This window comes from Flavivirga sp. 57AJ16 (genome assembly GCF_028736925.1).
GTDB lineage: Bacteria > Bacteroidota > Bacteroidia > Flavobacteriales > Flavobacteriaceae > Flavivirga.
In genome coordinates, this window is sequence record NZ_JAQZAT010000002.1 from 310,470 (window position 1) to 324,673 (window position 14,204).

Here is a 14,204-nt window from a genome sequence, read left to right on the forward strand (position 1 = left end):
ATGAAAATGATATTGAAAATAGCGAGAATGGAACTGCAAAAATTGTTTTATTCTCCAATAGCATGGTTGATTCTGATAATTTTCAGCATTCAATCTGGCATAGCTCTTATGGACATGATTAGTAACTATGTAAGAAGTGCATCTTTAGGATACAATAATAGTAATATAACATTTAATATTTTTTCAGGTCCATACGGAGTATTTAGTAGCATTTTAAGAAATCTCTATTTATACATTCCGCTACTAACTATGGGATTGTTGAGTCGGGAATTTGGTTCTGGCTCCATTAAACTTTTATATTCTTCGCCTATTTCTAACCTGCAAATTGTTTTGGGGAAATTTGTTTCCATGATGATTGTTGGCCTAGCTATGGTATTAATCATATTTACAGAGGTATTGTTAGGGGTTCCGGCTGTTAAGGATTTTGATTTGCCTTTGGTATTAACGGGAATATTGGGAATATATTTAGTAATATGTACATACGCAGCTATAGGGCTTTTTATGTCCTCTTTAACGACCTATCAAATAGTAGCAGCTATAGGGACTTTTGCAACATTATTTGTTTTGGGTCAGGTAAAAGATGTATGGCAAGATGTGGAGTTTGTTAGGGATATTACTTATTGGTTATCAATAAGTGGTAGATCGGGAACCTTAATTAATGGCCTTATATGTAGTGAAGACCTTCTGTATTTTATACTCGTTACGGGGTTATTTATTGCCTTTACGCTGTTCCGTTTAAAAGGTCTTAGGGAAAAAAGCCCCAGTTATATTTCTTTTGCACGGTATTTAGGTGCCTTTTCAATAGTAGCTGCCATTGGTTATGTTAGCACGCTTCCTTCCTTAATGGCCTATTATGACTCTAGTCGTACCAAGATGAATACCCTAACAGAGAACAGTCAGGAAGTGATATCGAAGTTAAAAGGCAAAATAGAATTGACCACCTATGTTAACATATTCGATCGGTTTTATTCTTTTGGCGCACCCATCGCACAAAAGCGCGATATGGATCGGTATAAGCAATACAGTAGATTTTATCCTAATATGGAATTCAGCTATAAATATTATTATGCACTTCCTATTGATGAGCGTTCATTAAAAAGTCATCAGAGTCGATACGAAGGTCTTACAGAGGAGCAAACGCTTGAAAAAGTATGTGATATTTATGATGTTAATACAAATAAATTTAAACCGGCCACAGCTTATGCCGAGGAGATAGATTTGAAGGTGGAATTAAACCGTATGGTAACTACTATAAAAACTGAAGACGGAAAAAAAATCAACCTACGTTTATTTGATGACCAAATGGTTTATCCGGACGAGTCACAAATAACAGCGGCTTTTAAAAACCTGGTAGCTGATTTGCCTGTAGTGGGCTTTGTTAAAGGGCATGGAGAAAGAGATGTTAACGATTATGGTTCTCGAGGATATTTCACAATAACAGAGCAAAAACCTTTCCGTTATGCTTTAAAAAATAATGGATTCGATTTTAAAGAATGTGAACTCTACGTTCCTGTCCCAAAAAATATCAATATTCTGGTTATTGCAGATGTAAAGACATCATTTTCAGATAAAGAGTTGCAGAATTTGACTAATTATATCAATCGTGGCGGTAATTTAATTATAGCTTGTGATTTGAAGCGTCAGGAAAATATGAATCCGCTTGTAGATCAGTTTGGTGTTACATTTATGGACGGACAAATAGTTGAGCATAACAAAAATTATACATTAGATTTGGTGACGGCCCAACCTACCAAATCTGCTAAAGAATTAATGTATCATTTTTCCCAGTTGTCCGATAGAGGGGGTGTTGTTAGCATGAATGGCGTCGTAGGTATTTCCTATAAAGAAAAAAAGGGATATAGTTATACGCCAATATTGACTTCAGATGTTGTGGAACAACAAAAAGCATTAGACTCTTTAGGTTCTTGGAACGAATTGCAAACAACAGATTTTATTGATGATGTGCCTCAATATAATCCTGAAACAGGAGAAACGCTAGGGGCATTAACCACGGCATTGGCAGTAACCAGACAAGTTAATGGCAAAGAGCAAAAGATTATGATTCTTGGAGATGCTGACTGTTTGAGCAATGGCGAATTAATGCAACAAAGAACAGGTTTTTTTGCGATGAATTATAGTATGGTAGCGGGCATGTTTTATTGGCTATCAGATAATGAAGTGCCTATAGACGTTAGGAGGCCTACCCCGCCAGATGATAAAATATATTTAAATAAAGACGATGTTGGCATCCTTAAGATTCTATATAAAGTCATTATTCCTTCTTTGTTGGCATTATGCTTCTTATTTATTTGGCTGCGCAGAAAAGGCCGTTAGTAATATGTTTTAGAACGTACGTGGTAAAACTTTTTACCACGTACGTTCACTTAAAAAATTGAATGATTAATCTATGGCATTTAAAGCAGACAACCAGACGATCAACGACCTTCGGATTATTGGCCAGGGCAAGGGGAACGATATCTATAGCTTGTTCAACAAGACCAAGACCCGAGGAGGCGCAAAAATCCTCAAGGACATGTTTATGTACCCCCGTTCCCGGGCCGATGAAATCACCCATAGGGTAAACACGATCAAATATTTTAAAGAAGAGGGCACTGTATTTCCTTTCAACAATGCCATTTTCGACACCATTGAGCTTTATTTGGGCGATACCGACGAACGTACCCGGCTTGTGACCCATTCAGACGGTGTAAAGCGTAAATTCGATCATATTATAGGAGCAGATGCCCATTACCAACAAATCAGTAAAGGTGTTTCAGACACGCTTCAGTTCCTTATTGATTTAAACAGGTTTGTTGCCACCAAGGGAAACAAGCCAATAAAGGAGGACCTACATAAAGACATGGGTGCGGTAAAGGCCATTCTTGATACGCCACCAATAGTATTTATAAAAAGTATGGAAAAAGTTGGCAAACGTTCCTATGCCAAAACGGTAGAGTACGACCAGTTGTTCCGTTTCACGATTAGAAAGGATATTCTAAAACTGCTCCATTATGCCTATGAAGTAGATGTTTTCATAGCGGTAGCAGAAGTCGCCCAAAACCTGGGCCTTACTTTTGCAGAGATCGAGAATGGGAAAAACAACATTATAGAGATGAAAGGCGTGTACCACCCGCTGGTACCGGGAGCGGTCGCCAACGACATTGTTATCACCGAGGAGAACAACATGGTTTTTTTGACCGGTGCCAACATGGCGGGCAAGTCCACCTTTATGAAAACCTTCGGGATTGCCGTGTACCTGGCACATGTCGGTTTTCCCGTTCCGGCAAAACGAATGCGCTTGAGCATGCAAAACGGCATGTTCACCACTATAAACCTAGCAGATAACTTAAATATGGGCTTCAGCCATTTCTATGCCGAGGTTTCCCGGGTCAAGAAAGTGGCAGAAGCCGTAAACGGCAACGAGCGCTTGATCGTGGTCTTTGACGAGCTCTTTAGGGGCACCAACGTAAAGGATGCCTATGAAGCTACAGTTGCAGTAGTAGGTGCCCTTGCCAACAAGCGCAAGTGTACGTTCATTATTTCCACCCATATCATTGAAGCAGGCGCGGATTTAAAGGTCATGAAGGACAATATAAGGTTCCTGTACCTGCCAACGGTGATGAGAGGGACTAGGCCCGAATATACCTATACGCTTAAAGAGGGCATAACCAGCGATCGCCATGGGATGCTCATCATAGAAAATGAAAAGATCTTGGACATTTTAAAAACCGATGCATAATGGAATTTGTAACCGATAAACAGACCTTGGACGACTTGAACATTTTAGGTAAATATAAAAACAATTCCATATTCAGTTTGTTTAACCGCACCGTGACCACGGGAGGGAGCTGGCTGTTGGAAAAAATGTTCCAGAACCCTTTTACGACAACAGAAGATATCAATAAGCGGGCAAAAGTATTTGCTTTTTTCCAGAAGATAAATGTTTCGCTGCCCTTTACTGCAGGAGAATTTGAAATCGTGGAGAACTATATCCGCAATGCGGAAACCAAAAACAGGCTTGTAGCCGCTTTTAATATTTCAAGAAGCCGTTTGTCAAATTACATTGCCAACGAGAAAGAGTACCCGGTACTACGGGAAGGCCTGGAGAAGAGCATAGCAGTGTTCTCAAAGTTAAAAGGATTGATAAAAACGATTGGAGAACAGTCAAACGACACCCCTTACCGGGAAAAAGTAAAAAAGATACAGGACTTATTAAGCAATAAACATTTTGATCTGGCATATGGGTGCATTGGCATAAGCCCTTTGCCCTATAAAAAAGTTTTGCAACTGGATTATATCTTCAGGGGCTTATTAAATGAACAGCTTGAAGATTTATTAAAAGAGCTTTATGAACTCGATGTGTACATCACGGTATCCAATGTTTCAAAAGAAAATGGCTTTGTCTATCCCCAAGCGGAGGATAAGGAAGAACAATATATGAACATCAAAGGGCTTTACCACCCCAGTATCCCGAATGCCATTGCCAATGACGTACATATAGGAAAGGAACAGAACGTGTTCTTTTTGACCGGTGCAAACATGGCCGGGAAATCGACCCTTATGAAGTCCTTCGGAGTGGCGGTCTACCTGGCGCACATGGGCTTTCCGGTGGCGGCAAAAGAGATGACGTTTTCATTGCACGATGGCATATACACCTCCATCAATGTTCCGGACGACATTACCCAGGGCCACAGCCATTTTTATGCAGAGGTACTGCGCGTAAAGCATGTGGCTGAAGAAGTCGCTACCAACAAGCAATTAGTGGTCATTTTTGATGAACTATTTAAAGGCACGAATGTCAAGGACGCCTCAGACGGGACCATTGCCATAGTGGATGCTTTTTCCAAAAGGGATGGAACGTTTATCATATCCACCCACATCATGGAAGCAGGGGAATCACTTAGAAAGAGCAACGACAAGTTGTTCTTTAGGTACCTGCCAACGGTGGTAAAGGGAAGGGTACCGACATATCCCTATATTTTGGAAGACGGGATCACCGATGATAGGCAAGGCATGATGATCATTGAAAACGAAGGGATTATTGATATAATCAATGGTAATCAATAATGATAGTCTAAAAAAACCAAGATGTATAACGTTTTAACAAAGCATTAAATGGTATGTCCACTATTCAAAAAGGCATAAATATAATAAACTTATTAAATAGGGACGTCCTAATTAATACAAGCAAATAAAATAATATGAAGCGTATTTTAATTTTCACTTTTTCATTACTTATGGTGTTTGGCCATAAAGGTTTTACGCAACCACTGGATTATAATGAAAAATTACCAGTAGATAAAACCATAAAAAAAGGCGTGCTACCCAATGGCATGACCTATTATATAAAGAGTACCGATGTGGTAAAGGATGCCGCCAGTTATTACATCATCCAGAACGTGGGCTCGATATTGGAGGACGACGACCAAAGGGGTCTGGCCCATTTTCTGGAGCACATGGCCTTCAACGGGACGGAAAATTTCCCGGGCAAGGGCATCTTGAACACCCTGCAGGAGCACGGGGCGGTATTCGGCAAGGACATCAATGCGTACACCGCTTTTGATGAGACGGTGTACAACCTGAACAACATCCCCACCAAAGAAGGCCTGGTCGATACCTGTTTGGCCGTTCTAAGGGATTGGTCAAATTACCTGTTGTTAACAGATGGGGAGATCGATGCGGAGCGCGGAGTTATAAAGGAAGAGTGGCGCACCCGGCAAAACGGCCAGATGCGCCTTTACCAAACATCGATGCCAATAACATATAATGACTCAAAGTATTCCCGGCGCATGCCCATTGGGCTGATGTCGATAGTGGAAAACTTTGAATACAAGGCACTTCGCGATTTCTATCACGACTGGTACCGAACCGATCTGCAGGCCATAGCTGTAATAGGCGACATCGATGTAGACGGGGTCGAGCAGAAAATCATAGAAAGATTCTCAAAAATTCCAGCTGTAGAAAATCCAAGAGAACGGTTTGAGGTCAATATTCCAGATAATGAAGAGATGCTGTACAGTTTGGGAACGGATCCCGAGGTGTCCTCCGCATCCATAAGCTTTGGCATCCGCCATAAAAAAAGCCAGCACCCGGAAACCATTGAAACGCTAAAGCAACAGTTGTTAAGGTCTGTGGCAATAAGTGCCATATCATCTAGAATTTCAGAACAGGCCCAAAAACCAGAAGCCCCATTTTTAGGGGCAAGGGTAGGTTACGGTCCCTTGTCCAGAACATCCAATGTTTTTTCGATCTCAGTAAGCCCTAAAGAAAACCAGCAAAAAGAAGCTTTTGAGGCCGTTTTGACCGAAGTTGTCAGGGCCGTGAAATTTGGGTATACACAATCGGAGATCAATAGGGCCATTGCCCAAATAAAAAGCACATACGAGAATCAAATTGCCAAAAAGGACAATATAGGCCATGGACAAATTGAACGTGCTATTCAAGGTAATTATCTAGAAAACAAAACCATTACAGATGTTGAAAAGGAGTATGAAATAGTGGCACAGTTGATTCCAGATATCACACCAGATAAACTGCACCAGGCCATAAAAAGAATATATGCCCAAAAGAACAGGTATTTAAATGTAACAGGAGTAGAAAAGCAAGATAATTTAACAGAAAAAGAAGCTAAACAAATTATCGCCCTTGTGGAAAACAATAACAGCCTAAAACCATATTCAGAAGATATGGAAGGAAAGAACCTAATGTCTGGAACAGCTATTAAAAAAGGAACGATTTTAGAAGAAACATCAAATACCGATTTGGGGTCTACCACATTTGTACTGGACAATGGGGTAAAGGTACATTACAGGTTTGTGGACAAAGACAAAGATAATGTAGCCCTATACGCTACGAGCTATGGAGGGATGTCACTTTTAGCTGATGCCGACCTGCCCTCTGCAAGTTTAATGGGGAACCTGATTTCAATGTCCGGATTGGGCGATTTCCCGGCAACAGACCTAAGAAAGGTCTTGGCAGGAAAAACGGCCAATGTCAAGATCGGTTTGGGAGGTATTTCAGAGAGTATTTCAGGAGCTTCAAATACAAAAGATGTCGAGACCATGCTGCAAATGGTGCACCTGTATTTTGTAAAGCCCCGTTTCGATGAGCAAGCCTTTCAAGTTTTAAACAGCAACATAAGCAACTATATAACACGAAGAAGCCAAGATATAAATGAAAAAATGAAAGACAGCCTAACAGTTGCAATATATGGGGAGAACAACCCTAAAAGCCACCTGTTCAATCAGGAATATGCAGATAAGGTTTCATTCGAAGGGATCGAAAAGATTTACAGGGAACGTTTTGCGGATGCCTCCGATTTTGAGTTTTTTATAGTGGGCGATGTCAAGGAAAACGATTTAAAACCCCTCTTGGAAAAGTATCTGGCCAGTATTCCTACAAACAACATCCATGAGCAATATAAAGATAATGGAGCCGAATGGATTTCGGACAATATCGATAAGGACATTTTTTTTAAAATGGAAGACCCAAAAGCCTCTGTAAATATTTCCTATAAAAAAGAAATTCCCCATTCAATTAAAAACAGCATTTGCACAAAAGCACTGGGGGACATTTTACAATTGAGGGTGACGGAAACCATAAGGGAAGAAGCTGGAGGGGCCTATAGCCCAAGGGTATCGGCAAGCTTATCACGCGAACCAAGACCAGTGGCCTATGTTAACTTTAGTTTTGACTGTAATCCGGATCTAGCAGATAAATTAACAAAAATAGCCAAGAAGGAATTACAAAACATTGCAAATGGTAATATTAAAGAAGAAGATTTAAATAAAGTTAAGACAAACTTTATAAAAGAGCGAGAACAGTCAAAAGACAGAAATAGTTATGACATGGCATTGCTTACCAACTTCTTTATGTACAATTATAATATTGATGATCCCAAAAATTTTGAGGACATCGTAAATGGGATGACCGCTAGGGACGTTCAGGAAATGGCGGGCAAGATTTTAAACGGCGCACAAACCTATGAGATCGTGTTCAAGCCTTTAAAGCAGTAAACGGAACAATTGAAATGTCCACAAAGGGAATGGGAAGCAGGTTTTTTTGTATAGATCCAAAAAAACAGAAAACGATTGATAATGCATCTTAATTTTAGTTAAAGCGATCATTCCCTTTAAGGCATAAGAGACCAAAACAGTAACCCGAAATAACCATGTTGATTTAAAATGATCATAAATTATTTTATAGTTGTTTTTTTGAGTTAGTCACTTAAATTGGATTATTTTAATTCATAATTGGTATTAGTTGCACGGCACTCCAGTGATGGGGTGTCGTGTTTTTTTAAAGCAGAACAGTATATTGTTTTTTCATAATGAGCTCTAGGCATGTATGGGAACGTTGACCAACTGGAGTGTCCATGTTTTGTTTAATATTGTATTTAAAGCTCTATATCAATTAAAGGTGCAGTGATTCAATGTTGTACCCGTTGCACGGTCGTTGCTTTTGATGTCTTTTGTAGTCAATAATGTTATTTTTTATAGAATATTGCTGTTTAATTGTCGCTGTTGTTTCATTGATGCAGACTATTTCTAATCCTGACAGGATTTTTTTAATTAAAACACATACAATAATTAAGATTTTAAATAAACAAACACATTCCTAATAAAGAACATGATTAACTTATCATTGTCAAACCCTTTTCTTATTTTTTTAAAGGCAGAACTCATGTGTGATTCTACCGTTTTTTTTGAAATATTCAATCTTTCAGCAATTTCATTATACTTGAGTCCATCTAATTTATTTAGTTCTAATACCTTTTTACATACAGGAGGTAAGGAGTCAATAAGCTTTTTTAATTTTTTAATTCGGTTATCTAACATTTCAGTATCTTCCATTATAGAATCTCTCAAGGCTTGTGCTTTAATGTCGTCCAATAAATTCTGCCTGCGTTTAATTTTTCTGTATTGATCTATATAGGAAGTATATGAAACCCAATATAGATAGCCTTTTACGGTTTTATCAATATTTAATTCATGCCTATTTATCCATAAGTTCATAAACACCTGCTGAACAACATCTTCTGCTACATTAATGTTGTGAGATAGCGATTTGATATAACGCACAAGCAACTTGTAATACTTTTTAAAAAGCATATCAAAAGCGGCACGATCATCGTTTTTAATTTTTTGTAATAATTCAAGGTCTTTCAATACGAAAATGATAATTTAATGAATATAAAGCATCGAAATATACATAATAAATAACTTTTTTTAATTTTTGACTAGGGGTTTTTACAAACTCGTATCGATATAATAGTACACAGGCTACAAATTTATAATTTAATGAAAAATATAATATTAAAATATTTAACAGATGAATTAACAGATCTAGAGATAGAACAGTTACTTATTTGGCTTGAAAAACCAAAGAACCTAAAAGAATTTCAAACGCTTGTAAAAGAGAATTACAATATTAATATGGTGTATGATAATATTAATGAAGAAATGGCTCTACAAAAGGTGAGAAAGTTAATTCAAAAACGAAGCACATCGATTAGAAAACTATATATTAAATACGCCGCAGCCGCCATCTTTGTAATAGCCCTGACATCAACTTACTTCTTAAGAAACACTTTATTTAATAACAATATTGAAAACACAACACCCACCATTGTCAACAACCAAATAGAACCCGGTACCGATAAAGCCACCCTAACTTTGGAAACAGGTGAAACCATTATATTGGAAAAAGGTACCACCTACCAAACCCAAAACGTCACCAGTAATGGAGAGACAATCAAGTACAGCCAGCTTGAAACAAGAAACCTGAAACCTGAAACCAACACATTAACCATTCCCCGAGGAGGCCAATTCCAGATCACCTTGGCAGATGGCACCCAAGTATGGCTTAATTCAGAAACCCAAATAAAATACCCGGTTGCCTTTGTTGATGGAGAACCCCGCAACGTTGAGCTTATCTACGGTGAAGCCTATTTTGACGTGAGCCCTAGCACCGACCACGACGGCTCCCATTTTAAAGTCATGAATAGCGGTCAGGAAGTCGAAGTCCTAGGTACCGAATTCAACATCAAAGCCTACAAAGACGAAACCAACATATACACGACGTTAGTAGAGGGTAAAGTTCAAGTTAGCACTAATGTCACCTTGAACAGGGACGAAGCGTTAAAAAATAGTCCTGAGGACTATTTTAGCGAAGGAGCCGGTCGGCGCGATGGCGAAGGACAAATACTGAGACCCGGCCAACAATCTACTCTTAACCCCGCTACCAACAGCTTAACCATAGCAACCGTTAACACCACTACAGAAACCTCCTGGCGCCATGGGATATTTGGCTTTCGGGGCAAGCCCCTGGACGAGATCATGAAAGTGATTTCCAGATGGTATGATGTAGATGTGGTTTTTGAAAATAAAGATTTGAAAACCATCACTTTTAAGGGGGTTTTGGGTAAGGACCAAAGCATTATAGAGATATTAAATGCCATAAAAAGCTCGAGTATTATCAACAATTATGAGATACATGGGAAGACGGTCATTCTTAAATAGTTGACAATGGAAAATTGATAATTGAAAGTTCATGCTAAGCGGTATGCTATTCTGAGCATAGCGAAGAAGAATCGGCTAGGTAACGACTTTGAAAATTAGAATCTTAGCAACTAAAAATAAACCAACAAAAAACACAAATTATGAAACGATGCCCAACTTAGACAAGTTCAGAGTTTAGAGTTACGAGTGAGCCAACTTAGTGCCTTTGCGCTCCTGCCATACCAAAAAGTGTGGTTTGCAAGAAAATATTGCAAGAGTAGGTAAACTTTAATCTCAAAACCTGAGATTCCCGTTTTAGAGGGAATAGAAAAGGAACAAAGTGGACACCTCGCTAAAAGTTACACTTCATCCCTTTTATCATTATTAATTAATTGTATAACTAATAACTATGTAAATTTATGAAAATTAAATTAACCAATGCCTGTTTTCTTAGTAGAAGACAGCTTTTAATGATTATGATGAAAACCTTCATTTTCCTCTGTTGTTTATCGGTGTTCAGTATGACACCAACACGTATCTTATCTCAAAACGTGAAGATTAAAATTGCAGCCGATAAGGTGTTGACCGTTGATGAGGTATTCGACCTAATCATGAACCAAACCGACTACAAATTCATTTACCAGGAAGGGATTTTTAAAGAATTTCCCCATGTTGCGGTAAATAAAGGGATTATAACAGCGAGCAGGTTGTTGCAGAAAAGCATTGCCGATAAAGACCTCAATGTCATTTTAACCACTAATAACACCATCATCATCAAATTAAAATCGTTGAGTAATGACCAACAAATACAGGTATCGGGTAAAGTGACCGACGAAAAAGGCCTTGGTATTCCTGGCGCTACCGTGTTTATTAAAGGTACCGCTAGAGGTACAGCCACCAACTTGGACGGTTATTATACCATTGATATCCCCTTTGCAGAAAATGTTTTAGTATTCTCTGCCCTAGGCTTTACTACAGAAGAAGTGATGGTGGGCAATCAAAATACAATCGACATAACCTTAAAAGAAAATATAGATGAACTGGGTGAAGTAACTATCAACGCAGGTTATTATACAACTTCCCAAAAAACAGCTACCGGAAGTATTTCTAAAATTACGGCTGAAGAGATTGAAAAACAACCCGTTACAGATGTGTTGCAGACTCTTAGAAACCGAATTCCCGGCCTACAAGTTACCCCAAGAAGTGGGACTTACGGGTCGGCGCCAGATATTCAGGTACGTGGTAGAAACTCCATCGCTGCCGGTACTATGCCACTTATTCTATTGGATGGTGTTCCTATTCAATCCAGTATCAATACTATTGGTTCACAATCCCTAGATGGTTCCGCCTTTAGTCTCTTGCTTAATCTTAACCCTTCCGATATTGATGAAATCAATGTACTTAAAGATTCAGATGCTACATCATTATATGGGTCACGTGGTGCCAACGGTGTTATATTAATAACCACTAAAAAATCTAACGTCTCTGGATTGCAGTTAAGTGTGAATACTTACACCGGGATTCAGGAATTGCCCCATCGTGTAGAGTATCTAAACGCAGAACAATACCAGGATATGCGATACGAAGCTTTGGCCAATGACGATTTAACACCGTCCACGAGCAATGCAGCCGATCTATTGGACTGGGATACCTCTAATGTTACCGATTGGCAGGAACTCTTTTTAGGAAAGACCAATATTACGAAAGATTTGAACGTCTCCTTAAAAGGTGGTAGCGAAACCACCCATTTCTATTTAAATGCCGGTTACCATGACGAAGGTTCCATATCTCCCGGCGATCGTAGTTTAATTCGAAAAAGCATCCGCGGTAATATTAACCACATATCCTTAGATCGTAGATTCCAATTGGATTTGGCTATGGCTTATGGTATTTCCAATGTCGATTTGAACCAACAAAACTTGGTTAACTCAACCGACTTAGCACCTTATTACCCCATTTACGACAATAATGGCGCCCCCAATTGGTCAGCGGCAGGGTTTAGGGGCTTCCCTTTGGCTTATAGTATGCAACCTTTTAACAGCGACTCTAAAAACTACAGTGGTAATTTAAGTATGAGTTATGAGCTGTTCAAAAACTTTACAGTGGCTTTAACTTCTGGATTTAACAGCACCACTAGCGATCAAATACTAATTCAGCCCACACCATCTTTAGATCCTAATGGATTCTTCAACACAGGATCGGCCCAATATGGTAATTACGATAACAATACCTGGATTATGGAGCCTCAATTGAAATATGAACTCAACCTTGGTATTCACAAACTTAATTTTCTAGTGGGTTCTACCTTTCAAAACGTTTTTACAGAATCCTTTTCTGCCACGGGACGCGATTATCCTAACGATGCTTTGCTTTACAATTTGGGCTCAGCAGGAAGTGTTTCCAATCTGGGTGGAACTACCAGTGAGTACAACTATGCCTCCGTGTTTAGTAGGGTGTCTTATAATTACGCCAACAAGTATTTGGTAAATGCCAATTTTAGACGTGATGGATCGTCTAAATTCGGTCCAGGCAACCGTTTTGGTAATTTTGGTTCCCTTGCAGCCGCCTGGGTATTTAGCGAAGAGACTTTCTTTCCTACAGGTAAAGTCTTTACCTTCGGAAAACTCCGTGGTAGTTATGGTATTAGCGGTAACGATCAGATTCCTGATTATGGTTATTTATCCAGTTACTCCAGTATCTCATCTGGATCCTTGGCCTATAACGGTGTGGCGCTGTCCCCTAGTGGCCTGTCCAATCCCAACTTTCGATGGGAAGAATCTAAAAAAACAGAACTTGCCATCGAAACGGGTTTCCTAAATAACCGTGTTCAATTAAATGTAAATTACTTTAAAAGCAAGTCCGATAACCAACTGATCAGTTACAGCTTTTCACCACAATCGGGATTTACTAGTTTTCAGGCCAATTTCCCTGCTACTGTAGAGAATACAGGATTTGAAATTACTTTAAACACTACCAACGTTAAAACCCAAAATGTAAGGTGGACTACCAACCTCACCTTGTCCAAAAGCAAAAACAAAATAGCTCGGTTTGACGGTATTGAAAATACTTTCTATGCATCTCAATACGCTGTAGGTGAATCCTTAAGCGTGCGTAAAGCCTATGTTTTTGAAGGTTTGGACAATACCGGAGTTCCCGTATACACTGATTTGGACGATAGCGGAAGTATTAACGGTGAGGACAGAGTCATTATTGGAGATAGCGACCCCTTGTACGGCGGCATACAAAACAACATCACTTATAAAAATTGGGACTTAGGATTCTTTATAGATTATACCCGTGTTAATGAATTTAGAAACTTCATTCCCGCCAGCCGTATAGGGCGGTTAAATATTAATACCACAACGTTCTTTTTAGATCGCTGGCAACAACCGGGCGATGAACTAACCACTAACATCCCGAAGTTTACAACCAGTAGTCGTACTTACAACGCACGGTTCTTCTCTCAATCATCATTATGGTGGGTGACCGAAAATATTTTTAGGCTGAGTAACGTATCCCTGGCATACAATCTGCCAAAGAGACTTATGAGCGATTTACATTTGGAGAGTGCCAAGTTGTACCTAAACGCCCAAAACGTATTTGTGTTTGACAAATACCGTGATCAGCGTTACGATCCCTTAACAGGAAATGGTGTTGTACCGCCATTACGTACTATTGTTTTAGGAATCAATCTTAATCTTTAAA

Annotated in this window: 7 protein-coding genes; 6 read left to right on the forward strand and 1 reads right to left on the reverse strand. The window is 39.1% G+C overall.

The annotated features are described in order from the left end of the window. Positions 1 to 27: 27 nt before the first annotated feature. From PQO00_RS03675 to PQO00_RS03690, 4 genes are all read left to right on the forward strand, one after another. Positions 28 to 2,334 (forward strand): Gldg family protein, encoded by a 2,307-nt coding sequence (locus PQO00_RS03675; RefSeq protein WP_274183480.1) that lies wholly within the window; start codon positions 28 to 30, stop codon positions 2,332 to 2,334. 73 nt (positions 2,335 to 2,407) lie between these two features. Then, positions 2,408 to 3,739 (forward strand): hypothetical protein, encoded by a 1,332-nt coding sequence (locus PQO00_RS03680; protein ID WP_274183481.1) that lies wholly within the window; start codon positions 2,408 to 2,410, stop codon positions 3,737 to 3,739. Further along, entirely contained in the window at positions 3,739 to 5,067 is a 1,329-nt protein-coding gene (locus PQO00_RS03685) for a hypothetical protein (protein ID WP_274183482.1), read from the forward strand. Before PQO00_RS03680 ends, PQO00_RS03685 begins: the two co-directional genes overlap by 1 nt. 134 nt (positions 5,068 to 5,201) lie before the next feature. Continuing rightward, positions 5,202 to 8,015 (forward strand): pitrilysin family protein, encoded by a 2,814-nt coding sequence (locus tag PQO00_RS03690; protein WP_274183483.1) that lies wholly within the window; start codon positions 5,202 to 5,204, stop codon positions 8,013 to 8,015. A gap of 573 nt (positions 8,016 to 8,588) precedes the next feature. Here PQO00_RS03690 and PQO00_RS03695 read toward each other — a convergent pair. After that, positions 8,589 to 9,167 (reverse strand): RNA polymerase sigma factor, encoded by a 579-nt coding sequence (locus PQO00_RS03695; protein ID WP_274183484.1) that lies wholly within the window; start codon positions 9,165 to 9,167, stop codon positions 8,589 to 8,591. A gap of 132 nt (positions 9,168 to 9,299) precedes the next feature. On the opposite strand from PQO00_RS03695, the gene PQO00_RS03700 reads away from it, so the two are divergent. Both PQO00_RS03700 and PQO00_RS03705 read left to right on the forward strand, forming a co-directional pair. Further along, positions 9,300 to 10,520, forward strand: coding sequence for a FecR family protein (locus PQO00_RS03700; RefSeq protein WP_274183485.1), 1,221 nt, complete (start codon positions 9,300 to 9,302; stop codon positions 10,518 to 10,520). A 398-nt stretch (positions 10,521 to 10,918) separates the two neighbouring features. Next, entirely contained in the window at positions 10,919 to 14,203 is a 3,285-nt protein-coding gene (locus PQO00_RS03705; protein ID WP_274183486.1) for a SusC/RagA family TonB-linked outer membrane protein, read from the forward strand. The last annotated feature ends 1 nt before the right edge of the window (position 14,204 follow it).

Bases quoted from the DNA above. Each gene is read 5' to 3' on its own strand.
- PQO00_RS03675 (WP_274183480.1), top strand. From the start codon at position 28: ATGGAACTGCAAAAATTGTTTTATTCTCCAATAGCATGGTTGATTCTG.
- PQO00_RS03680 (WP_274183481.1), top strand. From the start codon at position 2,408: ATGGCATTTAAAGCAGACAACCAGACGATCAACGACCTTCGGATTATT.
- PQO00_RS03685 (WP_274183482.1), top strand. From the start codon at position 3,739: ATGGAATTTGTAACCGATAAACAGACCTTGGACGACTTGAACATTTTA.
- PQO00_RS03690 (WP_274183483.1), top strand. From the start codon at position 5,202: ATGAAGCGTATTTTAATTTTCACTTTTTCATTACTTATGGTGTTTGGC.
- PQO00_RS03700 (WP_274183485.1), top strand. From the start codon at position 9,300: ATGAAAAATATAATATTAAAATATTTAACAGATGAATTAACAGATCTA.
- PQO00_RS03705 (WP_274183486.1), top strand. From the start codon at position 10,919: ATGAAAATTAAATTAACCAATGCCTGTTTTCTTAGTAGAAGACAGCTT.